17 protein-coding genes are annotated in these 26,796 nt (G+C 36.2%); 15 read left to right on the plus strand and 2 right to left on the minus strand.

Annotation, left to right across the window (positions count from 1 at the left end):
• Positions 1-258 precede the first annotated feature (258 nt).
• Positions 259-1,809, plus strand: a complete 1,551-nt coding sequence (locus tag CEF18_RS00465; RefSeq protein ID WP_110934650.1) for a polyamine aminopropyltransferase — start codon at positions 259-261, stop codon at positions 1,807-1,809.
• A 242-nt stretch (positions 1,810-2,051) separates the two neighbouring features.
• Here CEF18_RS00465 and CEF18_RS00470 read toward each other — a convergent pair whose 3' ends face one another.
• On the minus strand, positions 2,052-3,344 hold the full coding sequence (locus CEF18_RS00470) for an APC family permease (protein WP_110934651.1): 1,293 nt from the start codon (positions 3,342-3,344) through the stop codon (positions 2,052-2,054).
• 375 nt (positions 3,345-3,719) lie between these two features.
• Between CEF18_RS00470 and CEF18_RS00475 the strand changes: the two genes are divergently transcribed.
• The 8 genes from CEF18_RS00475 (at position 3,720) to CEF18_RS00510 (ending at position 16,779) form a co-directional block, all read left to right on the plus strand.
• The gene (locus CEF18_RS00475; protein WP_110934652.1) at positions 3,720-5,531 is read left to right on the plus strand and encodes a cache domain-containing sensor histidine kinase; all 1,812 of its coding nucleotides are present in this window, start codon (positions 3,720-3,722) and stop codon (positions 5,529-5,531) included.
• A complete protein-coding gene (locus CEF18_RS00480) occupies positions 5,532-7,031 on the plus strand; it encodes a response regulator transcription factor (protein ID WP_110934653.1) in 1,500 nt (499 codons plus the stop codon).
• A 186-nt stretch (positions 7,032-7,217) separates the two neighbouring features.
• Positions 7,218-8,567 carry an ABC transporter substrate-binding protein gene (locus CEF18_RS00485; RefSeq protein WP_110934654.1) on the plus strand — a complete coding sequence of 450 codons (1,350 nt, stop codon included), beginning with the start codon at positions 7,218-7,220 and terminating at the stop codon, positions 8,565-8,567.
• Positions 8,568-8,675: 108 nt separating this feature from the next.
• The gene (locus tag CEF18_RS00490) at positions 8,676-9,539 is read left to right on the plus strand and encodes a carbohydrate ABC transporter permease (protein ID WP_110934655.1); all 864 of its coding nucleotides are present in this window, start codon (positions 8,676-8,678) and stop codon (positions 9,537-9,539) included.
• Positions 9,539-10,438 carry a carbohydrate ABC transporter permease gene (locus CEF18_RS00495; protein ID WP_223292197.1) on the plus strand — a complete coding sequence of 300 codons (900 nt, stop codon included), beginning with the start codon at positions 9,539-9,541 and terminating at the stop codon, positions 10,436-10,438. Before CEF18_RS00490 ends, CEF18_RS00495 begins: the two co-directional genes overlap by 1 nt.
• A gap of 27 nt (positions 10,439-10,465) precedes the next feature.
• Positions 10,466-13,126 (plus strand): alpha-L-rhamnosidase, encoded by a 2,661-nt coding sequence (locus CEF18_RS00500; protein ID WP_110934656.1) that lies wholly within the window; start codon positions 10,466-10,468, stop codon positions 13,124-13,126.
• 1 nt (position 13,127) lies between these two features.
• Positions 13,128-14,711 carry an alpha-L-rhamnosidase-related protein gene (locus tag CEF18_RS00505; RefSeq protein ID WP_110934657.1) on the plus strand — a complete coding sequence of 528 codons (1,584 nt, stop codon included), beginning with the start codon at positions 13,128-13,130 and terminating at the stop codon, positions 14,709-14,711.
• Between the two features lie 25 nt (positions 14,712-14,736).
• Positions 14,737-16,779 carry an alpha-L-rhamnosidase-related protein gene (locus tag CEF18_RS00510; protein WP_110934658.1) on the plus strand — a complete coding sequence of 681 codons (2,043 nt, stop codon included), beginning with the start codon at positions 14,737-14,739 and terminating at the stop codon, positions 16,777-16,779.
• Between the two features lie 322 nt (positions 16,780-17,101).
• Here CEF18_RS00510 and CEF18_RS00515 read toward each other — a convergent pair whose 3' ends face one another.
• Positions 17,102-17,938, minus strand: a complete 837-nt coding sequence (locus CEF18_RS00515; protein ID WP_223292198.1) for an AraC family transcriptional regulator — start codon at positions 17,936-17,938, stop codon at positions 17,102-17,104.
• Between the two features lie 166 nt (positions 17,939-18,104).
• Here CEF18_RS00515 and CEF18_RS00520 point away from each other — a divergent pair, with 166 nt between their 5' ends.
• The 6 genes from CEF18_RS00520 to CEF18_RS00545 all read left to right on the plus strand — a co-directional run bounded on the left by CEF18_RS00520 (position 18,105) and on the right by CEF18_RS00545 (position 26,698).
• Positions 18,105-19,502 (plus strand): family 4 glycosyl hydrolase, encoded by a 1,398-nt coding sequence (locus CEF18_RS00520; protein ID WP_110937542.1) that lies wholly within the window; start codon positions 18,105-18,107, stop codon positions 19,500-19,502.
• Positions 19,503-19,938: 436 nt separating this feature from the next.
• The gene (locus CEF18_RS00525) at positions 19,939-20,895 is read left to right on the plus strand and encodes a carbohydrate ABC transporter permease (RefSeq protein WP_223292199.1); all 957 of its coding nucleotides are present in this window, start codon (positions 19,939-19,941) and stop codon (positions 20,893-20,895) included.
• Positions 20,896-20,913: 18 nt separating this feature from the next.
• Positions 20,914-21,732 (plus strand): carbohydrate ABC transporter permease, encoded by an 819-nt coding sequence (locus CEF18_RS00530; RefSeq protein ID WP_110934660.1) that lies wholly within the window; start codon positions 20,914-20,916, stop codon positions 21,730-21,732.
• 28 nt (positions 21,733-21,760) lie between these two features.
• Positions 21,761-23,146 carry an ABC transporter substrate-binding protein gene (locus CEF18_RS00535; protein WP_110934661.1) on the plus strand — a complete coding sequence of 462 codons (1,386 nt, stop codon included), beginning with the start codon at positions 21,761-21,763 and terminating at the stop codon, positions 23,144-23,146.
• Positions 23,147-23,261: 115 nt separating this feature from the next.
• Positions 23,262-25,070 (plus strand): cache domain-containing sensor histidine kinase, encoded by a 1,809-nt coding sequence (locus CEF18_RS00540; protein ID WP_110934662.1) that lies wholly within the window; start codon positions 23,262-23,264, stop codon positions 25,068-25,070.
• Entirely contained in the window at positions 25,067-26,698 is a 1,632-nt protein-coding gene (locus CEF18_RS00545; RefSeq protein WP_110934663.1) for a response regulator transcription factor, read from the plus strand. The genes CEF18_RS00540 and CEF18_RS00545 overlap by 4 nt, the downstream gene beginning before the upstream one ends.
• Positions 26,699-26,796: the final 98 nt, after the last annotated feature.

Here is a 26,796-nt window from a genome sequence, read left to right on the forward strand (position 1 = left end):
ACTTTCATAATGGATGGGTACGAACACCATGGTGTTTTTTATAACAAGGCAAGAATTTGAAAGATTTCAGTTTTTTTGAAGATAAAAAAGTAGATGAAAGCTATCTTTACGCCACACGCATCACGGGAGGGGCGTTCTTGATGCTTAAATGATGGTGGCGAAAGCTCACGCTGTATTTAACAAAAGACGCTTTGCGTTTTAATCTCTTTGAGAATAGAGTTAGGTACTCTTTTTATACAAAATAAAGGAGAATATAAAGTGGTTAATGAAGAATTAAACAAAACAAAAGCAATTTACTGGGCTTCGGGAATTGTATCTATATGTGGTATTATTTTCGAAGTCCTTTTTGGGGCAGTAGGTTCCTATCTTTTAGGAGACGGAGTAAAACAATACACATTAGTTATCTCTTTGTTTTTGACAGGAATGGGAATTGGTGCAACGATCAGTGAAAAAGTAACGAAAAACTTAATATTATCCTTTGTTTGGATTGAATACTTAATTGGTTTAGTTGGAGGATTATCCACATTCCTCCTTTTTGGTATTACGGCATATTTAAGCAGTGGTACCGATGCTTTCTTCCTTTATACGGTTACCTTGATTGTTGGAACATTAACCGGGGTAGAGCTGCCAATCTTAATTCGAAAAGCGAATGATATTGGTGAAACCCTTAATCGAAGTGCTGCACGCGTTCTTTTCTCAGACTATGCTGGCGGCTTAATTGGCGGACTGCTTTTCGTTTTCCTGCTTCGACCTGAGTTAGGGCTTGTAAAAACGGCGTTTGTTGTAGCTATTATTAACGTGATCATTGCACTGTGGCTTTTATTTTATTTTCGAAAAGAAATTCCAACGTACCGAAAACACGGTGTTGCTGGAGTTGCTATTCTAATTCTTCTTACTGCAGGGGTTTTGTGGGGAGAAGAGATGGCATTTTCCTTCGAACAAAAGATGTATAAAGATCCAATTATATATAACTCGAATAGTGAGTACCAAAAAATTATCTTAACGAAAGAACAAGGAGATTTAAGGTTGTTTCTTGATGGTCAACTGCAATTCAGTTCGGTTGATGAGTACCGATATCACGAAACACTTGTCCATCCTGCTATGGCAACGGCAGAAACAAAGGAAAATGTCCTTATTTTAGGTGGTGGAGACGGTCTTGCTGTGAGAGAGTTGAAAAAGTATGATGAAGTACAGTCCATCACATTAGTCGATTTAGATCCGGCTGTTATCGACTTAGCAAAAGATAATCATGATATTGTACAGCTAAATGAAGATGCATTTTCTGATCCACGACTAACTGTAATCAATGACGATGCTTTTGAGTTTATCAAGGAATCTGCTGAATTTTATGATGTAATTCTTGTTGATTTGCCTGATCCAAACAATGAATCACTGAGTAAACTTTACACCCTACAATTTTATCAACTGTTGCGAAACCACCTTTCTCCTGGTGGTTCATTAATGGTACAAGCAACAAGCCCAACTTTTGCAACAGAGGTATACTGGACGATTAATAAGACGATTGAAGCAACAGATTTATACACAGAAAATTTTCAAGTAGATATTCCTAGCTTCGGTAATTGGGGCTTTATTTTAGCCAAAAGAGAGCTGGTCGACTTATCCAACATTGAAATCAACAAAGAAACAACATTTCTAACGAGTGAATTAATGAGAGGATTAACTCTTTTCGGTAAGGATATTGATGAAGAGATTTATGATGAAAATGGAGATTTAGTTACGTTGGAAATTAATACGTTAATTCACCCAATTATTCTTGAAAAGTACAGTAAAGCTTGGTTGAATTATTAAAGTTTGTCAAACATGGACTACTTCATAGATGATCGATTGAAAAAAGGTGACTCAAATTTAACTTTGAGCCATCTTTTTTTAACAGAAAGTATAAAATGACAGCTATCTTTACGCCACACGTATCAAGGGAAACCCACATCCTTTCGAGTAGCACCTACACGTACTACGTAGGTGCTACTCGGGGGTGGCTTTAAAGATCACGCTGTATTTAATAAAAGACGCTACGCGTTTTTCTTATAGAGTTATGCGGTATTTTTAAGAAAAAATCGCTCTCCGACAAAAATAATAGCGATAAACAAAATGGATACGCCAACTACCAGCAAATCAGAAGTCGCTTTAACCCATACAAATGCTCCGAGAACAACAGCGTCGAACACAAGAGCTGACGCTACAATAAATATATTCGCCCCAACTTTTTCTCGCAGATGTTTCAGAACTCCCCAATGAACAATGATGTCCATGACTAAGTAAAGGATGGCCCCCATTGAAGCAATTCTGCTTAAATCAAAAAAGATAGTGAGTGCCATCGCAATGACAATTGTATAGACGAGAGTGTGTTTTTGAATGTTACCCGGCATCCCAAAATGCTTATGAGGTATAAGTTTCATGTCTGTCAACATGGCTAGCATTCGAGAGACTGCAAATACACTAGCTATTATTCCGGATATCGTTGCCAGAATGGCAATTGCAACCGTTAACCACAGACCATAATTACCGAAAGCGGGTTTGGCGGCCTCTGCAAGAGCATAATCCTTTGCCTCAATAATTCCCGGTAAAGATAAATTGCTTGATACAGCCCAGGCAAGCAGTAAGTATATCAAGAGACTGATCGAAATAGAAATCATGATTGCTCGGCCAACGTTTTTCTTCGGTTTCACTATTTCAGATCCGCTGTTTGTAATCGTGGTGAACCCTTTAAAAGCGAGAATGGTCAGAGCTACAGCTGCAATGTATTGAATAAATGATGGATCTGATACATCGCCACCTCCATTTGCAGGTGTGAATGAAAAGCCAGCCACCCATAAACCAGCTATTGCAAAGATCGATAAACCGGTAATTTTTAATAGAGAAGCAATCGAAGTAAACGATTGAATAAAACTGTTCCCTGAAATATTTATTAGAAAAGCTACAGTAAGCAAACCAACGCCTAATAACGGGACAAAATAACTACTTTGTTGCCCATCGAAGAGTTGAAGTGTATAAGTTCCGAATGTTCTTGCCACTAGACTTTGATTAATAACCATGGAAAATGCCATTAAAAGTGCTGCAGAAGCAGTAATTGTTCCTTTACCATAAGCCTTCACTAAAAACATTCCGATACCACCGGCGGAAGGGAACTCGTTACTTAATTTTACATAGGAGTAGGCACTGAATGCTGTTACAATCCCACCTATAATAAAAATAAGTGGAAACCATGATCCAGCAAGCTCGGCTACTTGTCCGAGTAGTGCAAAAATCCCTGCACTGATCATGACACCCGTCCCTAGCCCCACTGCTCCAATAAGTGAAATACTATTTTTTTTATAATCCTCCATATAAAGCACCTCATTCTTTTGGGGATATAGAACATATAATTACCCAATATTGATCATGTTTAATCTTTTCTAGTACTAGCATAAAAATTTGTGATTTTACAAAGAGGCTTTGTTATTTTTGAATGGTTATTTTTTAGGGTAGAAGAAGCAGTTGCACGACTCCAACAGGAAAAGCAACAATCAGCACTTGCATAACACATTCACTAAATGTACAAAAATTTAAAATATTTAACCAACTAAAGTATCATTACCTAGGATATAATGAGAATTCGAGATCAATAAATAAGATAGCATGTTACTATCAAAACATAGGTAACCAAAAGAAAAAACTTGTGACTTAGTCAAAAAGGGCACAAGGAACAGGTGGGGTTAATATTGAAGTCTTTCAGTTTAAAAATGAAATTATTTATTACAATTACAATTGTAAACGTTATTATAATCAGTATCATAGCTATTGCTATTTATATTAGCAACGTGAATGAAATGAAAAAACAAGCGGAGTCGTTATCAAATATCTTGTCTACTCAATTTAGTCGAACAATCGACTTGTATTTTCAAGATATAGAAAGACTTTCATTGGCGATATTTACTGACCCATATTTACAGGAAAGTCTTTTAGTAGAAACAAAAATTGGAACTGCTTACGAAGCGTATTTGATAAAAAATAGTGTATATAATCGGTTGTTTAATCATGTTTACCCACGTAAAGACATAGAAAGAATTACAATTTACACCAATGAAAATATCGCCTATGAATATGTCAAGCAAGGAAATGTGGATATTATCTATTTATTGGAAGAACAAAAGTGGAAAAAAGAATTGGATTCATTAAGTAAAAACGAATTTATGTTATTACCAACAACCGAAACTACATTAGCAAATGGTGAAAAAAGAAAAGTAGTGTCACTAGTCCGAAATATATACAATATTCCTCAAAGACAAAAAATAGGCTCTATGAAAATTGATATTAACATCGATGCCTTTACTAATTTGTTAGAATTTGAAGATGTGAATGAATTAGAAGAGTATATGCAACTTCTCATTATGAATGAGGACCGGAATGTTATATTTGATTATGATGAAGAGTTAACGGGGGCTAAAATTGACGGCTTTGACAGCTCCATTTTTTTAAATCAATCTGATGGAGGAGAATTGGTATGGAAGGAAGATCAATACTTGTATACATATAATAAATCACCACAAACAGGATGGGATACAATCATTCTCATTGATGATGACTTTATCATATATGAACGAAATCAAATTTTATTGTTTATTTTTAGTACGGGTCTAATCGCAATTGTACTTATCGCGTTAGTTTCCTATTTTCTTTCTTATCAGATTGCAAAACCATTAAGAGAGTTAACGTTAAAAATGGAAGGAGTAGAGCAAGGGGATTTAACAAAAAGAATGAATTTTACTGGTAATAAGGAAATGGATATTGTGACACGAGTATACAACAATATGCTTGAAAGTATTAACCGACTAATCAGAGAAGTGTATGAATCAAAAATCACCGAGAAAAACGCAAAGATATCAGCGTTACAATCACAAATCAATCCACATTTTTTATATAATACTTTGAATGTCATGAAGGCGATTAGTCGGGTAAAACAGGTGGAGGAAGTCGCGGAGATTTCAGAATCCCTTTCCGATCTATTTAAGTATACGATGAAAGATTTAGATAAGCCAGTGCCATTAAAAGAGGAATTAGACCATATCAATAATTATATTAACATCCAAAAGCACCGTTTTATGGATCGATTCATACTTGTATCTGATGTGCAAGAAGGAGCAGAAGAAACATTCCTTCCAAAGCTATCCATTCAGCCCATTATTGAAAATGCGATCAATCATGGTTTAGCCGATAAAAAAATTGGGGGAATTGTAGAATTAAATGTACTAAGAGATAAAAATACAGTATTGATACAAGTTAAAGATAACGGGAACGGAATTGAGCCAGAGAAATTGAAGCAAATTGAAAATAGACTATCGTATTCAAATCCAATTGAAACGGAAGCACCGCATATGGGAGTAGGTTTAATTAATATACAACAAAGAATACGACTAATGTACGGTCCAACCTTTGGATTAGAGATCAGAAGTGAGGTTGGTTCAGGAACAATAACAACGTTAAAAATTCCTTACAATTCCGAGAATGATTTACCTGAGGGGAGAGGACATTAAATGAATATTTTTATTGTTGAAGATGAGTATTGGTCGTTGCTAGAATTAGAAGGACTCTTAAAAAAATATGAACCAAAGCACAAAATATACCCGTTTGCTAATGGAGAAGACTTGATAAATATGCTTGAAGAAGTAACACCTCAATTAGTGATTTCAGACATTACGATGCCGGGTATGAGTGGATTAGAACTAATAGAACAAATAAAAACATTTGATGAATCGATAAAATGCGTGATATTAAGCGTCCATGACCAATTTGAGTATGCTCGTCAGGGAATAAAATTAGGGGTGATAGAGTATCTGATTAAACCGGTTAAAAGAGAAGCTTTGTATGATGTTGTAGATCGCTCGATTTCTCTTATTGAAGAAGAGCATAAAGAAATTGAAGAGAAAAGACACTGGTCGGTGAACAAAATGTTGCAGTCTGAGAAAGAACTAGACGAAATGAATGTATTTAACCAAGATGACTATTATATTATTTATATGCTTGCTGAAAATTGGAAGGCTAGTCGAGGGTGGTCTTCATCAAGAGGCACGGATGAAGATTTCAAACAAATCTTATCAGACGCTTATCTTACTAACGAGCAGATCTATTGTATAAACATAGATAATCAACGAAAGCTTTTGTTAGTCGCTGCTACAGACGAGAACCAACAATATCTTTTTGAAGCGAAAATCAATGATTTAAATAAATTTATAAATCAAGATATTCATGTTCATCTTAGTTTCATGAGAAAAAAATATGATGAGAGCTTGATGTCAATTGTACACATCTTGGAGCAAAGAATAGAAAACCACATGAATTATGGACAACCTTCTTTTATAAAAGGAGAAGAAACAGAAAGAAATATTGACTTAACAGGTGAATGGATGAACATTCGGGTAATTGAAACGGCTATTCGAAATGGGGAAATTATCAAAGCAAAAGTGTATGTTCAACATATAGTCCAAAGTCTGAAAGAAAAAGAAATAACGCTGAGGCAATTATCTTTATTTCTTAGAAATATGTATTATGCACTCATATTTAAACTAGAGCAGCAAAAAGGTTCAGATGTTCAAATAGAAACAGTTAAAAAGAGTTTTGACTATTTGCAGGAAATTTCAACCTTTGATGAATTATCTCATTCGTTAGAACAAATGATTGATCAGCTTGTTGAAGAAGATTTGGTACATGAAGTGGCTCCCAAAAATTTGATACCGCGTGTCCTGCATTGGATCCATCAACAGTATCAAACCAATTTAAAATTTCAAAGCTTTGCTGAAGAAAATCATGTCAGTTTAAGTTATTTATCCAGAGAATTTAAAGCACAAACAGGGAAGACTTTTTCGGAATATCTGATGATTTATAGAATTAACAAAGCAAAAGAGTATTTTAACAAAGGGATAAACCGTACTACTGAAGTGAGCAAACTAGTGGGGTATGAAGACGATAAATACTTTACTACGGTATTCAAAAGATTGGAAGGTTTGACGCCGGCTGAATATAAAAAGCGTCTTTAATTGGAAGTTTAATTGATTGACTTTACATGTATAAATAACCAATTTTTAAATTATAACAAGTGTGAATAGTAAAATCTCACCCCCTAAATAGTAAAAATATTCGGTTTTTAAAAGATGAAAGCGCTTATATAATAAGGGCATAGCACAAAACATAAACGTGCTTAAAATTTAAAGGGGGTCATTTAAGTGAAAAGTCAAAAGAAGTTATGGCTATTTTTAGGTGCAGCATTATTATTATCTTTGTTTCTTGCGGGATGTGGTTCAAACAATAATGAAGACACTGCAGCAAATGAGACAAGTGGTGAGTCAACTAATACGGAAGAGGAATTTCCAGAAACAGAGATATCCTTTCTTGTAGACAACCAAACAGTAACAGATGGTATTGATGCTGTTGCTGCCGAAGTCAAAGAAAGATATAACATCACTTTAAATACAGAAATCCGTCCAGGCGGTACAGAGGGTGATAATATTGTAAAAACCCGTCTCGCTACTGGTGAAATGACTGATATGATGTGGTATAACTCTGGTTCCCTTTTTAAAGCATTGAATCCTGAAGAGTACTTTTATGACCTATCAGGTGAAGAATTTGTAGAGAAAATAGATGAAACGTTTATCGAAACTGTTTCAGTAGATGGCGCTACTTATGGAATTCCAGGTGAATCAGCTTCTGCTGGAGGTTGGTTATATAATAAAAAGGTTTATGAAGAATTAGGATTAGAAGTACCGAATACTTGGGATGAACTAATGGCAAATAATGATGCAATAAAAGAAGCCGGAAAAGTCCCTGTAATTGCGTCGTATGGAGATACTTGGACATCTCAACTCGTAATTTTGGCTGACTACTATAATGTACACAGTCAAGCACCTACATTTGCAGAGGATTTTACAGCAAATGAAGCAAAATTTGCAGATACGCCAGAAGCATTAAGAGGTTTTGAAAAACTTTCAGAACTACAAGAAGCAGGACATTTTAATTCGGAAGAAACATCAACAACGTACGAAGATGCGTTAAGAATGTTGGCTGAAGGCGAAGCAGCACATTATCCAATATTAACATTTGCATTACCTGCAATAGAAGAAACCTATCCAGATCAAATCGACGACATTGGCTTTTTCGGTCAACCAGGAGAGAATGCTGAAGATCATGGTATGACGCTATGGATGCCAGGAGGTTTGTATGCAAATAAAGATTCTGAAAACGTTGAAGCAGTGACACAATTCATGGAATTTTTCCTATCAGAAGAAGGTCAGGAATTGTATATGGCTGAAATGAAGGCGCAAGGTCCATATGTTCTTAAAGGAGTCGAGTTACCAGAAGATGCTTACCCAGCAGTTAAGGAAATGGTTCCATATTTAGAGGAAGGTAGAGTTGGACCTGCACTAGAATTCTTATCTCCACTAAAAGGACCAAACCTAGAACAAATCCTTGTTGAAGTAGGTTTAGGAATGACATCTGCTCAAGAAGGTGCTGAAAGTTATGATCAAGATGTAGAACGACAAGCACAACAATTAGACCTTGAAGGATGGAATGAATAGTTAACTAACTCGATAGCTCAATATTATATGCCCTGTTATGGATTCTATAACAGGGCATTAGTTAAATAAGTCTGATTATGTATGAAGTTTAGAAGTAAGGGAGTGAGTATGTTGAAAGTAAATAAAATATATAGTTTAAAATTATTAATTCCCGCTGCCATCATCTATGGACTTTTGTTTGTATTTCCGACGGTTATGTCTTTCTTTTTTAGTTTTACCAGGTGGAATCTTCGTGAATGGACTTGGATCGGCTTTGATAACTTTAAAATGTTTTTTGATGATCCATCCTTGTTAATTGGGTTTAAAAACACGTTTATCTTTGCTTTTGTAACGACTATTTTAAAAGTGATTTTCGGATTGCTGTTTGCAGTATTTTTGACATCTAAAATAAAAACAAAAGACTTTTTACGTTCAGCAATCTTTTTTCCGGTATTAGTAAGTACTATCGCAGTAGGTATTGCTTTTAGTGTGTTAATGCATCCGTCAGAAGGATTAATCAATGAGGTGTTAGCGTTTTTTGGTATTAGTGGACCAAACTGGTTAGGAAATCCAACACTCGCTTTGTATTCTGTTGCATTAGTAGATGTCTGGAAGGGTGTCGGTATTGCGACAGTTATATTTATCGCAGGGATGATGTCTATTCCTAAAGATTACTATGAAGCGATTCAAATTGATGGTGGAAACAAATTTGATGCCTTTAAGAATATTACTTTACCACTTTCTCGTCCAGCAACGAATGCAGTTATTATTTTAGCTTTAATTGGTGGATTACGCACATTCGATTTAGTATGGGCTATGACTGGCGGAGGGCCAGGGTTTAGTTCTGATCTGATTGCCTCCATTATTTACAAGCAATATCAAGCAGGTTTCTATGGATTATCAACGGCAGGTAACGTAATTCTGTTTCTTTTAGTAGCCCTTATTGTGTTTCCGATATTTAAGATGCTCACTAGAAAAGAGGTGGATATTTGATGCAACAACCTTTGAATGATAAAAAAATGATGCCTCAACCTGAGCATGAGAAAAACAAAAATCCTAAAAAGAAAGTAAACTTTACTAAAATTGCTGTTGAGGTTATGGCAGTAATTGTTGTAATTCTAACTTTTCTTGTTCCATTTTATTTTATTTTAGTTAATTCATTTAAAACAAGTGCAGAAGCTTCTCAATTATCTATAAGTTGGCCAACAGAATTTCGAATTATTGAAAACTTTACAGAAGTTCTCCAGGCACAAAATGGGATGTTAATCCGTGCATTTTTTAACAGTTCTATTATTACAGTTAGCTCGATTTTAATATTGATGGTAGTAGCATCTATGGCAGGGTTTATTTTACAACGACGTACTGGGAAATCGATATCTGTTATTGGTGCGATATTCCTGTCAGGTTTAATGATCCCACCTGCAGTAGTTCCAACAATTTGGGTGTTGGAAAGGTTAAGTTTATTTAAAACAATGCCAGGAATTATATTAGTTATGGTTGCTATTTCAATTCCTTTCTCCATTATTTTGTATACGGGCTTTATTGCAACAATTCCTAAAGATATTGATGAAGCAGCAATTATCGATGGATGTAGCAGTTGGCAGTTGTTTTTCAAGATTATCTTCCCAATGCTAAAGCCAATTCACGCGACCGTTATCATTTTAAATTCTGTACAGATTTTCAATGACTTTGTCCATCCGCTTTATTTTTTCCCTGGTGCGGACAATGCGACGGTTCAGCTAACCTTATATAACTTTATGAGTATGTATAATACGTCTTGGAATTTATTATTTGCAAACGTGTTGCTTATAACAATACCTCCATTTATTTTATTTTTAATATTCAGCAAGAAAATTGTAGCAGGTATGACTGCAGGATCGGTCAAGGGTTAATCTATTTAATTTAGGAGGCGTTACCAAATGTTCAAAATAGAGAAAATAACGTGTGAATATAAAGAAAATCCAATGGGTATCGATGTCACTCAACCGAGGATTAGTTGGAAAACACTTTCCGATCAAAGAGGTATAAGACAAAAATCGTATCAGATCCAAATAGCAAAATCAGATGATTTTTCAGAGCTCATCTGGGACTCCGGAGAAGTAGTCACGGAGGAAAGTAATCTTGTTGAATTAAAAGAATTAACTATGGAATCACGGAAGAGATACTATTATCGGATCCGAGTGAAAAACCAGCATGATGAATCTTCTGGATGGTCAGAAACTCACTATTGGGAAATGGGTCTGCTTAATCAAAGTGATTGGGTAGCTGATTGGATTTCCCCTTCGCTCGATATCAATGGAAAACCTTGTCCAATACTGAAACGTGATTTCCAAGTAGATACACATGTTAAATCTGCTCGTATTTATGCAACTGCTTTAGGCTTGTATGAGCTTGAATTAAATGGTCAGCGCATTGGTGATGACTTTTTTACACCAGGATGGACCAGTTACGAGAATCGTTTACAATATCAAACCTACGATGTTACCGATTTATTGAAGCAAGGTGTAAATGAGATCATTGGATTACTAGGGAATGGTTGGTATAAAGGAAATCTTGGATTCGAAGAAAAAAGTAATCATTACGGAAACCGGTTAGCGTTATTAGCTCAATTAGAGATTGAACTTCACAGTGGAGAAACAATTTCAATTGTTTCAGATGATAGTTGGAAAGTTTCAAAAAGTCCGATTCTAATGTCAGAAATCTATCACGGGGAAACCTATGATGCAAGGATAAAGAAGAGTCATCAGGAGTGGAAATCAGCAGAAGTCATCACTCATTCAAAAGACATCCTTGTAGCGCAGGAAAATGTACCGGTTAAAATAATGAATGAAATAACACCAATCGATTTAATCAAGACACCAAAAGGAGAAATAGTTCTTGATTTAGGACAAAACATGGTAGGCTGGGTTCGTTTTTCTATTACAGGTAAATCAGGACAAGAAGTAGAAATCTGTCATGCGGAAGTTTTAGATCATGAGGGTAATTTTTATACAGAGAATTTACGTAAAGCAAAACAAACCGTTCGGTATATTTTAAATGGAGAGGGAAAAGAAACCTTTGAACCAACCTTTTCCTTCCAAGGTTTTCGTTATATAAAATTAGATGGGTTTGATTCTGATCAAATTCAATTAGAAAATTTTACAGGGATCGTCTTACACTCGGATTTGAAAGTGACAGGGGATTTTAAATGTTCTGATCCGATGATTAATCAACTCCAACACAATATCGTGTGGGGATTAAAAGGTAATTTCTTAGATGTTCCTACCGATTGTCCACAGCGTGATGAAAGACTTGGCTGGACAGGTGATGCGCAAATGTTTATTAGAACTGCAGCGTATTTAACAAATGTAGCTCCTTTCTTTACAAAGTGGTTGCATGACTTGAAAGCGGAGCAGGATGAAGAAGGCGGAGTACCATTCGTCGTCCCGAATGTTATTGCTGGCGATGATGAAGAGGATATTTTTGATCGGCCATTTAGTTCAGCTGCTTGGGGAGATGCTGCAGTTATTTGCCCTTGGACATTATATTTGTGTTATGGCGACCGAAGAATTTTGGAAGAGCAATATGAGAGTATGACTTCTTGGATTGAGTATATACGCAATCAAGGGGAGAACGAGTATCTTTGGAATACAGGATTTCACTTCGGTGATTGGTTAGCACTGGATTCAAAACCAGATAGCTATGTCGGAGCAACGGACCGGTCGTATATTGCAACTGCATTTTATGCATACTCGACGTCACTCGTAAAGAAAACAGCTGCGGTCCTTGAAAAAGATGCAGATGTTGCATATTACCAACGGCTCGAGACGAACATTATTAAAATGCTAACCGATGAATTTGTGACTCCGAATGGAAAGTTAGCTGTTTCGACACAAACTGGACAAATTCTTGCATTAATGTTTGATCTACTTGAAGGAAAAGCAAAGGATCGTGCTGTAGAAAAGCTAATGGAGCTACTCGAAGAAAGTGATTGGCATTTAACAACAGGATTTGTCGGTACACCTTATTTAAACCATGTATTAAGTGAAAACGATCAAAATGAAACAGCATATAAATTATTATTTCAAAAGGACTATCCATCGTGGCTTTATCAGATTACAAAGGGTGCGACTACGATTTGGGAACATTGGGATGGTATGAAAGAAAACGGTGATTTTTGGAGTGCGGATATGAACTCATTCAATCATTACGCATATGGAGCAATCGGTGACTGGCTGTATCGTAAAGTAGCTGGTATCGAATTACATGAAAACAACCCAGGTTATAAAACATTTACGATATCTCCCCGTATGGGAACAGGGTTAGAATGGGCAGAAGGTTCACTGGAATCGATGTACGGATTAATTAGAAGCTATTGGAAAATAACGGATGAGAATACCGTGACAATGGAAGTTACAGTTCCGGCAAATACCACCGCAGAAATCATTCTTCCTAATGCAAAAGCAAAACAAGTGAAAGAGAATGGTGTAAACCTGGAAGCCATTGATGGTATTCTTTCTTACGAAACTGTGAAAGAAGGACTACTTGTAAGAGTCGAATCAGGTACGTTTCATTTTGAATATATCAAGGATGGTTTATAAAATGAGTTTTCAAAGTGATCCTAATCAAAAAGTTATACGTAATCCGTTATTTGAAGAAAAGGCTGACGCACTTAAACCGAAAATCTATCAAGAAACTATTACTCCGAATCGTGTAGTGAAGACGATAACTAATGAGGATATCATTCACGGTTGGGAGGTAGTCCCTACGGAAGACTATCAGCAATTAGCAACGCAAAGTTTTGGAAAAGGAGAGTCCTTTATTTTAGATTTTGGTCAACATGTTGTTGGATATGTCTCCATGAATGTGTCGCCAGTTGGCAGCCCACCGGATGCTCCTCTTCATGTGAGGTTCACTTTCGGTGAAATGCCTGTTGAGGTATCTGAGCCTTTTTCTAGCTATGATGGATGGATTAGTAGTTCGTGGTTACAGGAAGAAACCCTTCATGTTGATGTGCTGCCAAATAAGATTAAATTGCCGCGGCGTTATAGTTTCCGTTATATGAAAGTAGAAATCCTTGATACATCCCAAAAATTTAATGTGTCTTTTAACGAGGTTCGGTGCCAAGCTGTAACCTCGGCGGATGTGTCTAATGTGAAGCAACTGAACCATGAGGATCCATTGTTAAATAAGTTAGATGAAGTAAGTATTAAAACATTGCAGGATTGTATGCAAGACGTTTTTGAAGATGGACCAAAACGTGATCGGCGACTATGGCTTGGTGACTTGCGATTGCAGGCACTAGCAAATTATGTCACGTTTAAAAACAATGATCTAGTGAAACGGAATTTGTATCAGTTTGCAACGGTACCAAATGAGAACGGACAAGTAACTGCAAATTTATTTGTGGAACCTACCCTCATCCCGGATGATACTTTCTTGTTTGATTATTCTCTCTTTTTTACAACAACACTCTTCGATTATTATCAAGTAACGAAAGACAAAGAAACGTTAGTTGAACTTTGGGGAACAGCCTATCGGCAAATTGAATTAGCATTAGAAAGAGTAAAGGACAATGGGATAGTGAAAGATGATTCTTCATGGTGGTCGTTTATCGATTGGCATCCTGATTTAAACAAGCAAGGACCTTCCCAGGCAATCTTAATTTATGCGTTAAAACGAGCAATTAATCTAGCAAATGAACTCGGAGAAACAGAAGAAGAAGCTTATTTAACGCTAAAAGTAGAAACAATGACAATGGCTGCAAAGACTCACTTATGGAATGAAAAGGCCGGATTTTTTGTAAGTGGAGAAAGCAAACAAATCTCGTGGGCTACCCAAGTTTGGATGGTATTGGCTGAGGTTCTTGATAAGGAGGCAAGTCGAAAGTTGCTTCAAAATTTGCTAGTAGAAAAACCCGAAATCGGTATGAATACACCATATATGTATCATCATTTAGCAGAAGCACTTTTCCTTACCGGTGAAACAGAGGAAGCTATTAAACTTTTAAAGCACTATTGGGGTGGAATGATTAAAGATGGAGCAGATACATTTTGGGAGCTGTATAACCCAGAAGACAAAGAATTTTCTCCGTACGGTAATCACCTGATTAATAGTTTTTGTCATGCGTGGAGTTGTACACCTACTTATTTACTTCGTACATTTCTTGATACTAGACAGAGCTAGAATCATGTAAGGAGTGAGGAAGGCATTGAAAAAGAATTTGACTAGAGAAAATAGATGTTGGATCTGGTATCCAGGAGATTGGGAGATTTATTTACATGAGCAAATTTCCGTTAGAAGGCAAATGCGTGGCGTCATTTACCCTGCCTATTGGAGACTTGATCGGCATTATAGTTCAGTTATTTTCACATATGCGTATGAACTGGAATATCCTGAGGAAATCACTATACATGCAGATGGAAAATTCGCAGTATATTTGGATGAAAAAGATAATGAGAGATATCACGATCACCGAATGAAGTTGCCAGCAGGTAAGCACGAATTGAACGTTACTGCTTATAATGACGTTGGTGTTCCAGCCTTATATATAGAAGGAGAACACATTAAGACGGACAGTAATTGGCAAGTATCCTGTTATGACAAACAGTGGCACACAGTGGGATGCTGGCAAGATGTGTTGAATTGTCCTGAAACAAAGCCCTCCAAGTTCCGATTGGAAACGAGTACGCAGCAGCCGTTAACTGTAGAGCGGAGGACGGACGGGTGGTTTGTTGACTTTGGTAAAGAGACTTTCGGATATCTCCAGTTGAATGGAATAAAAGGCCGAAGTGATCTTACCGTTTATTATGGGGAATCAAAAGAAGAGGCAGAAGATAGAGATCACTGCGTATTGTTAGACCGTGTTTCATTAGACAGCACACAGACAGATTCCATTTTTACATTTAAGGAATCACGAGCCTATCGCTATGTCCAAATCGTTCCTGTCACGGAAGATTTTCAAATAGAGTCGATCTCGATGCTTTATGAATATTTACCAGTCAACTACCGTGGCAGTTTCAAAAGCTCCAACGATCGATTAAATGAGATTTGGTCAACAGCTCTGTACACCTTTCATCTAAATACACGAGAGTTTTTCTTTGATGGAATAAAGCGAGATCGTTGGGTGTGGTCAGGAGATGCCTATCAATCCTTTCTATTAAATTATTACAGTTTCTTCGATCGTGAAGTTGTGAAGCGGACATTAATTGCCCTAAGAGGCAAGGAGCCTGTTGGTGCACATATTAATACGATCGTCGATTATAGCTTGTACTGGTTTTCGGGAATCTATGATTATTATTTATATACAGGCGACGTCTCCTTTGTAAAATCACAATACGATAAAATGATATCTCTGATGAATTTCTGTCTAGAGCGCCGTAACAATAATGGCATGATGGAAGGTATCGAAAAAGATTGGGTATTTGTTGATTGGGCTGATATTAATAACGATGGAGAAGTGAGCACAATACAGCTGTTGTTATGTCGCAGCTTGGAGACTATGGCCCTTGTGGCAAAGTTGGTCGGAGATAATGACAGATCTCACGATTATTCAAAGCAGGCAGTTGATCTCAAGTCAAAAGTGATAGATGTCTTTTGGGATCACGATCAAGGAGGTTTGGTACATAGTCGATTAGAAGGCAAACTCAACTCCAAGGTTACCAAGTATCCCAATATGTTTGCTCTTTTGTTCGGCTACTTAAATGAAAAGCAGGTCGAAACCGTCAAGCAGCATGTCCTGCTAAACCCTGAAGTCCAGGCAATTAAAACACCATACATGCGATTCTATGAACTAGCATCGTTGTGCGAGGTTGGGGAGCATCGATTTGTACTTGATGAAATGCTTAATTATTGGGGAGGTATGCTTGACTTGGGGGCGACGAGCTTTTGGGAAGAATACGATCCAAACCAAACTGGAACAGAACACTTAGAAATGTACGGAATGCCGTATGGAAAAAGTCTATGCCATGCTTGGGGGGCAAGTCCAATGTATTTAATTGGCAAGTATTTTCTCGGCGTAACACCTCTTAGTCCTGGATATGAAACCTTTGTTGTAGAACCTCATCTCGGTGGATTAGAGTGGATAGAAGGAACAGTTCCGATGCCCGAAGGAGATGTAGAAATTTATATGGATTCAAAAATAATTCGTGTTAGGGCGAGTCATGGGCGGGGAATTCTTCGATATCATAAAGAAGGAAAAACAGTGGAAACTACTATTGCTAGCGATGGTAGTTGGTTGGAAGTAGCTAAATAATATTAGCCCCTAAATGTGAATTTATTGAAATTTCATTTCTCTTCTCCAGTAAGTTAGACGAAGTCTTTATAAAAGATGTGTGATTGTAAGAAAATGATGAAATAAATGCACTGAATCAATAAGATAACTTTTGTGAGGATCATTTAAAGGTCAAATTGACTTTTGAGTGATCTTTTTTTAGAAGAGTTTACAAATTATCGGTTTTTAGAGATTGTTGTAATCGTCTCGTTGAACAGAACAGATAGGCTCGAATCCGCTCTAGGCGGACGCTTTCTGCGGGAGTCGCCGCCTCCGTTTCTTTGAGCTAATAGAACATTTAAACTCACCAAACAAACTTAGAAGGCGGCACTTTATAATATTTCTTAAACGCTTTAGAGAAACTGAAAGGATCAGGGTATCCAAGCATACTTGCAATTTGCTGGATCGAATAGCGTTTACTGTACAATAATTCTCGAGCCCGATTCATTTTCAATTGATAAACGTAGCGTCCTGGTGTTACACCAAGAGCTTGCTTAAAATAAGAGATAAAATACTTCTCTGACATACCCGCTATTGCAGCAAGCTCTCCAACTCGTAGTGTTTGATGAAGGTGTTCATGAATAAAATCAAATACAGGTTGAAGCTTATCCAAATCCTTGGTCAACTTCTGATTAGTTGGATAATGGGTAAATTCTCCTCGATATTGTTTACGACCATATTGTTCCATAATCTTCGCGATTAAAATCGTCAAACATCCTTTCAAACGAATCCCTGACATTGGGGCACTGAGTTTATATTGGTCATACGTATCCAAAAAAAGGCGAACCTCTTCTTCAACAAGCGTACCATCTATAATGCCTGACAGCTGAAAATTATCTAGTATACCAAGATGATTCCCGAGACCAAGATCGAAGTGTGTGAAAATAAATTTGCATCTGCTACTTAGGGTTGTAGCAGTATAGGCAATCTTTGGACTGAAAAGAATCAAATCACCCTCGGAGGCGAGATAAACCTCTTCCTGAATACGAATCTCAATCCGTCCTTCTTGGATGTACCATAAGTCGTAATCCTTATGATGTTTACTCTCAATCCAACTATTAGGATGCGCAATTTCGCTGCAAGAATTTATTCGAAGCATGACGAGCTCTGAAAGCTCGTTAAAAATATTTAAACTATCCATCGGCAAAACCAATCCCATACTTTTAGACATGTTCTTATTTAGTTATTATATCATAAGAGTTTTTAGGGATATTAAATATTACTATTTGACATGAAGCGCATACTCTCTTGCATTCCATTTTTGTATCCGTCTTCTATAATTAAAGATAACGAATGAATTGGAGGGGATTTCTATTACTATTCAGAAGCCTAAGGTAGTTGTGTTAGGAGCAGGGAGTTTGTTTTTCGGTCGCCAGTGTATTTGGCAAATGGTTCATTCTGAACATCTAAACAAAGGTACTTTAGCTTTAGTAGATACAAACGAAGAGCGGTTAAATAAACTAGTTGATTTAGCTCAAATGGTAGTCGATGCTAATCAAGTAGATTTGAAGATTGAGGGATCTGTTGACCGCAAGCAAGTTCTTCAAGATGCGGATTTTGTCGTACTTAGTTTTGCTAAGGATACGGTAAAGTACAGGGGAATAGATTGTGAGATTTCCGAAAAATATGGAATAAGAATGTGCTCTGGTGATACTATCGGACCAGGTGGGATTTTCCGAGCAATGCGCGAACTGCCTATCATTATGGAGTGTGCAAAGGATATTGAAGAAATTTGTCCCGAAGCTTGGGTAATAAATTACATTAACCCTTCGACGGTCAATGGAATGGCGTTAAAAAGATATGCTCCTAATTTAAAGACTTTTGCTTTGTGTGATTCGCATCATATGCCGCATAAGAAAATTATCTATGCTAAAAGAGCAGGGATTATCAATAACTGGAGTGAGTACTCAGAAGAAATTAACCGCAAATTCGATTTACGCATTGGCGGAGTAAATCACTTCACTTGGCTGCTAAAAGCGGAGTATGAAGGAAAAGATGTCCTTCATACTATTGCTCAATCATTGAAGCATTCGGCGGAGAAGGAAACAGTAGGTGGTGACACAGGTGCGAAGGCTCTTCACAATGATGCCATCAGCTATCAACTGTATGACATTTTCGGCTATGTTCCAACTTGTACTGCTCATACAAAGGAGTACGTTCCTTATTGGCAAGGCCTTGGCAAGCTGGAAGATATGATACCGCCATTATCAATTTGGGAAACGGAAGACCGTTATAAGCGTCATGATAAGATGTGGCAGCAGATTGATCGTTTCCTAAGCGGTGAAACACCAATCAGCGAGTATATGAATACATTTGGTCCGGACCATGCGACAGATATTATTGAAAATATGGTGGGTGGATTAAGGAAACCGTTCTACATTAACACACTTAACCAAGGCGCGATAACGAATATGAACGATAATTCATTCCTCGAACTGTTATGTGAAGTCACTATGGATGGAGTAAAGCCTTTACCTGTTGGCGAGATGCCTCGAGGGATTCGCGGGATGCAGGAGCTAGTACTGGATACACATGAATTAACAGCGGAAGCCGTTGTGGAAGGTGACCGCAAGAAGCTTAGGAGGGCTATGCTGACCGATCCTCTCGTTAACTCCATTGCAGATGCAGATCAAATCATTGAAGAACTTTTAGAGTTGGAAAAGGATATTATTCCCAAGCATATGTATGCAAAGGATCTTGTATAAACATCCAGACCAGAGCATTGCACATGTTGTTACACATTCGCACCTTTCACGAGGTGCTTTTTTCCTTGAAAAAGCAAAAAGCTTAAAAGATCTTACATTCCTATACGCCTTCCTCGTTTTCTATTATCACTTCCTTCTAATAATTAGACGATAAACGTACATAGAAGTTTCCTTATTTTTCATTCTTCCAAACAACCATCGATGAAAATAAGGCAAAAACAGAAAAAAAGACACTAAGTTTTTTATCCGTAATTTTAGACGTTATAGAAAATATTTCGAAAAGTCAATATTGTTGCATCAGTAATCAAATGCGTTTCATGTAAGCGAATACACACTGGTGTAAACTAAATTTAACGCATAGAAATGACAATCTAAATCTTACATTCTGTTTTTACTAGTTCATTTAAGTTAGCAAGTTTCGGAGGGGTGAAGTTGATTGGAAGTAGAAAAACGAAATCATAATTTAAATCGTGATAGAAAAGATCAACCTAAAGTAAAGAAACGCAAATATTTAAAAATGAATACGAAAGAGACGTGGGCTGGTTATCTCTTCATAAGTCCAATGGTAATTGGTACATCAATTTTAGTCATATTTCCAATAATAATGGCATTAATCGTTAGTTTTACGGACTGGGTGTTTATAAGAGGCATAGGAGACATGAACTTTGTTGGTTTTGACAACTACACCGCATTATTAAGTGATGATCTATTTATTCAATCAGTAAAGAATAATGTATGGCTCATCTTCGCGGTCCCGATTACAATGTTCCTTTCTTTAATGCTTGCAGTTATTATAAATAAGCATGTATATATGAAATCATTTTTCAAAATTGTATATTTTATGCCGTATATATCAAGTGTTGTCGCAATTGCAATTGTATTTCAATTACTGTTTCACCCATCCTATGGACCGATCAATGAATTTTTAATGGGGATTGGAATAGAAGACCCGCCTCGTTGGTTGGCAGATTCTAACTGGGCATTAGTATCCGTAATTATCATTAGTATTTGGACATCGATTGGGTTTAATCTCATCATATATTTAGCAGCGCTGCAAAACATCCCATTAGAATTGTATGAGGCTGCCGATATTGATGGTGCTGGGATACTGAAAAAATTCAGACATATCATGCTCCCGATGGTTTCGCCTACTACATTTTTTCTGTTGATTACAGGGATTATCTATAGTTTTAAATCTTTTGAACTTATTGTTGTACTAACTAGTGGAGGACCGGGTTATTCCACTTCGGTTATTGTCTACTACTTATACGAACAAGCTTTCGAATATCTGAGATCAGGTTACTCATCTGCGATTTCGATCATGTTGTTACTGATGCTATTTGTAGTAACCGCTCTTCAGTGGTTAGGTCAGAAGAAATGGGTAAATTATTGACGTAAAGGAGGTAAAACTATGAAATATAAATTAATAAAAATAATAATCACAGTGTTTATGTTTATTGTCGGGATTATTTTCCTTTTGCCATTTATTTGGATGTTATCAGCATCATTAAAGCCAGAAATTGAAGTTTTTGCTTATCCTATCCAGTGGCTTCCAAGTGAATGGCGTTGGGGAAATTATGTCGAAGTTTGGAGCGGGCAATTCCCACTATATTATTGGAATTCAATTAAGGTTACAGTTGCTACAACTTTAATATCGGTAATTGTCTCAACGATGGCAGCTTATGGATTTTCCAAAATTGAATTTGCTGGAAAGAATATCATTTTCCTTTTAGTATTAGCTACTTTTATGATACCTGCCCAAGCTATTCTAGTTCCACAGTTTATGCTCTATATGTATTTAGATTTATTTGATACACATTTGGGCTTAATTCTATTAAATAGTTTTAGTGTGTTAGGAACCTTCATGTTAAGACAATTTTTTGTAGGAATTCATGATGATTATATCGCTTCTGCAAAAATAGATGGTGCTGGACACTTTTTAATCTTTCGAAAAGTAGCGATTCCTCTTGTCTTACCAGCTATATCAACGTATGGTATCTTAAGATTCATTTGGACATGGAATGATTATCAAGGTCCACTAATTTTTCTGAGATCTGATCATTTAACTACCGTTCAACTAGGGATCTCAAAGTTTTCATCCATGAGTGGTGAGTTTTACAGTTTAATAATGGCAGGAACAGTGTCGGCTATTCTTCCGCTTTTGATCATTTTCTTCATTGGCCAAAAATATGTTATTGAGGGAATTGCAATGGGTGGAGTGAAAGGATAAGTAAAAAATATGAAACGGAGGGTTTCTTATGCAATTAAGAAAAATACTATTTTTAGTTATTAGTGTCATGTTTATTGGTATCTTTGTAGCTTGTGGAAATGAGGATTCTAATGCAGGTGGTAATGAGCAAGTTGATGAATCAGAGGGATCGGAAGAAAGTGGAAACAATAGTACGGAATCTGCGGAGGAACCGGTTACAATACGATTGCATCACTGGTATAATGAAGAACAAGACAATTGGGATGTAGTCGTAGATGCATTTGAAGCAGCTCATCCACATATTAAAGTGGAAACGGTTACACCTGAAAATAACGATGCAAACGAAACCATGCAGCAAATAGACTTAGCAGCAGCATCTGGAGATCAACTTGATGCAATCATTGTTAACGATGCGGCAAATTATTCTCAGCGAGTTAGTCAAGGAATGTTTGAACCACTCAACGAATATTTGGAAGAAAACGGGATTGACTATGAAGAAGAATATGGAGTCGATACGAGCGTAGATGGCAATTATTACGCATTACCAGGGAAGTTTAATGGTTTCTTCGTAATGCTCAATCAAGACGCTCTAGATGAGGCTGGACTAGATGTCCCAGAGGAATGGACTTGGGATGAGTACATGGATTATGCAGAAATTCTCTCCCAGGGAGAGGGTGCTGAAAGACGCTACGGAACCTTTTTCCACACGTGGATGGATTACTTGAAATTAGCGGCATTTAATCAACATGAAGATAGTAACCTTATTAAAGATGACGGAGTAACGTCCAATATAGATAGTGAGAATATTCGCAAATCATTAGAAATTCGTGAGCGAGGACACGAGGAGAATTCAGCTACTCCATACTCGGATACGATCTCACTTGATTTAAATTATCGACCTCAGTTTTTTGGAGAGAGTGCAGCTATGATTATGACTGGAACTTGGATGATCAATGAACGTGGTGGGGTTGAAGATGATCCAGCATTTACAACAGCTTTTGCTCCATATCCAAAAGCTAAAGAAGGAGATCCGAATACAACGCCTTCTGGAGCTGACTTCTTGACAATGTATTCTGGTTCTGAGCATAAAGATGAAGTATTTGAATTTATAAGATGGTATACAACGGAAGGTATTGTTGAACAAGGTAAATATTTACCTGACTTTAAAGGCGTAGATTTAGAGGAAGTTGTCACGAACATGCTAGAGCAAAGTGAAGAAATAAATATGGATCTAATTAATGTAGATTCACTTATTCATACTTTAGAGGTTCAAGAACCTGCAGATGTGAGTATTCCTCCCGCCTTTATTGGAGAAGTGGAGACCGCTTACCAAAATGAAGTGGAAAGCTTTTTATTAGATGAACAAGATCTAGACACAACTATTGAAAAAGCTCATGAAGCTGTTCAAAGTGTTATCGATCAAAATGTAGATTAATAGACTTACAAGAAGTTAGAAGCAATTTGCTTCTAACTTCTTGAGTATAAAAAAATAGCTAAATTCCAAAAGAGATTTTTAGAATTAATAACACCATGTTTAGGAAGTGAAGGGCATGCAAAAGTTTAAAGAGAAACTACTGTATTATATAAAAATTAATACCTTCAGAAAAAAACTTCTCTTTACTATCATTGTATGTACGGCCATTCCTTTTTTATTTAGTATGGGTCATATCATATACACGAGTCTTGATGTAGTCAAAAAACAAACGATTCAGAGTGAAGAATATAATCTTGATTTAGCGAACCTCACGATGTCAAATGAGATAGATTATATGATTCAAACGATGAATTACATCCATTTTGATGATGAAATTCGAAGTACACTGAATGCTAGCTCTCGGGGCACTTCCATACCTCCGCGAGCTTATTCAACTATAAATTCTAGAATAGACCAATTAACGCGAAATAGTAATGTTGCAATTGCAGTAATTCCCGTAACTGGAGAACACTATTTGTCCAATTATCATTTCAATGGGAAGTTTGAATTTGCGGAATTAGATCATTTATTCGAAAAACTTGAAAAAGTATCTACTTTCCAAGTACTCGGATTTAATGCAGCGGATATCGATGAAGGAAGAAAAGAAGGGCACTTATTAGACACGAATGACCAAACCATATTACTTGGTAAGAGATTAACCAGTTACTCTGGGAAAACAACCGCTTATATTTTTGCTGGTCTGAAGGATCTAAAAAATATTGAAATGGATAATCAGTCAAAACATGATCGGAGTTTATTGTTACTAGATGAAAATGGGTATATCTTATACGACCAGAATAGAGGGAATATAGGAGAAAAATTTCAATATTTTCACCGATTAGAAGACGGTCAAAATTCGAAGATAATCTCTCACGACGGAGAAGACTATTTGTATGTTCATCAGCAAGTTCCGTTTCAAGAATGGACATTGTTGAGTTATATGCCATATCATGATGCGATTGATGAGCTTAGTAATGCTTATACTTTTAATATTTATATCAATACATTTGCATTATTTATCTTAATTATGATACTCCTTTACATCGTCAACCGGTTTACCCAGCCGATTACGACGCTTGCGAGCATTGCTAAAGAAATTGAAACAGGTAATTTACAAATAAGGTCAAATATATCGAGAAATGATGAAATAGGTCGTTTGAGTTTGGCATTTGATTTAATGCTTGATCGCATCCAAGATATGTTTGAAAAATTAAAAACAGAGCAAGAAATTAAGCGTAAGGCAGAAGTTGCTATCCTCCAAGGAAAGATTAAGCCTCATTTTATATTTAACGTATTAAATACAATAAGAATACAAGCTTATAAAAATGGAGATAAAGAGACATCTCACCTGATTATGTCATTTAATAAGTTTTTAAGAATGATATATAAAGGACAGGAATGGATTACTTTTGAAGAAGAAATGAATCACTCTAAAAATTATTTGCATTTAATGAATGCCATGAGGAAAATTCCAGTTTCCCTGTATGTCGATTTAGATCCGGAAACACTTGATATAAACGTCCCTCGTTTTTTTATTCAGCCAATCGTAGAAAATTCGCTTAAACATGGGATTAAGAATGGAAATGGAGAAATTTTTATTGCTGCAGAAATAGAGAGAGCAGAAATGATTGTTACGATTAAGGATGATGGAAATGGCCTAGAGGTTAATGATCTAATGCGAGTGCAAGACAGCCTTAGAGTTAGTAAAGACAGTGTCATAGCAAATTATGATGAAGAAAATGAGCATATGGGGATTGGGTTGAAAAATATCAATGAGAGAATGATCTTAATTTATGGGGAAGATTTTACAATGGAAGTTAAAAGCATGTGGCAGCAGGGTATGACGGTTACTTTTCGTATACCATTAAAGGGGGGACGAGAATGATGAATGCATTACTAGTAGATGACAATTTTCAAATGCTGGAGTATATGAACGATTGTATTCCCTGGTTAGAGAAAGGAATTACAGTGGAATTATGTGAATCGGGAGAGGAAGCATTGAAGTACGCCACAAAGAAAAAACCAGATATTCTTATTACGGATATTGATATGCCTGAAATGAATGGCTTGGAACTCATCGATCTTCTTCATGCGATCAACCCGAACTTAGAATCATTGATTATTTCTTGTCACGATAATTTTAATTATGCTAAACATGCAGTTAAATTAAATGTCACTGATTATATACTTAAAGATATGCTTGAACCTGAGAATTTGGCAGAATCCATTGATCTACTTGTTTCAAAAATCAAAGAAAAAGAAAATTCAAATGGACAAATAGATAAATTAAAGTCTTATATTGATCAAAATCAATGGAGTTTAAAAAGGCACTTGTTACACCAAATACGAGATCATTCATTATCAAACTCTGATAACTTAAAGTCCCAATTAAATAACTTCGGGTTAAAACTTGACGAATTTAGTTATATCCCAGTCGTTGTGCAAATTACCAACAAAGATGATGTAATGAATAAATACAAATCCTCAGAGTTGTACATGTTTGCAATTGACAACATAAGCGCGGAGGTAGCAGTAAATAAAGGGGAAGAAATGATTAGTTTTATGAACGACGAGTATGAATTGATTTGTTTTGTAAAAGTAAAATCATTAATAAAAAATAATCCCTTTGTTGAAATGAAAAAACTCCTGTCTCATGTTGAGGAAGTCATAGATAAACACTTGAATATTGAGATTTCAATGGTTCATTACCATCAACCTATCAGTAATTTAACTCAGATGAAAGAGTCGCTTTCTAAATTAATGAACATAGGCTGCCACTGGTTTTATGTGGGTGGTAATGAAATAATATCTTTCCATGATATTGATTACTCATTTTCACAAGTTAGTATTTTTTCTGAGTATACGACTTTCTATGAAGAAATAAATGACATGGTCACTGACCAGAGTGAAGATAAGGTTAAAGAAGTGATTAAAAAGTGGATAAATTTGTTTGGAGAGAAACGGTATCATCCAGATGAAGTGAAAAGTTTAATCCATAGCATATTAATAAATCTAGCAATTAGACATCAGTATCTTTACCAAAGCGATTCTAATCAAGCAACAGTACTTCACTCACAAGTAAATGCGATAAGTACTATTAATCAAGTGAATTTTCACATGTATAAATATATAAAAGATATGATGGATTACTTGCGTTCCGAAATGGAAACAACTCATGAGGATATATTAAAAGCAAAGAGATATGTTGTGGAGAACATGCATAAAAAGATACGAATGGAAGAGGCTTCAACTTTTTTATATATGAACTCAAGTTATTTCAGCAGGTTATTTAGGAAAGAGACAGGAATGACTTTCACAGAATATGTGACTAAAACTAAAATCGAAAAATCAACAATATATCTTATTGAAACGGAATTAACTGTGGAGGAGATATCTCACAAATTAGGATATGAAAATACTAGTTACTATATTAAGTTATTTAAAAAGTATTTTTCAATCCCACCGATGGAATATAGAAAAAATTATAAGTTTTCTAAAGTTGATATTATTTAATCGCCTGAAACAACGGTCAATATCAATAATTTATTGAGAGATAATTTATAAAATTGGCAGCTACCTTCACACCGCACGTATCAAGGGGAAATCATCCT

This window comes from Salipaludibacillus neizhouensis, from assembly GCF_002886185.1.
GTDB lineage: Bacteria > Bacillota > Bacilli > Bacillales > Salisediminibacteriaceae > Salipaludibacillus > Salipaludibacillus neizhouensis.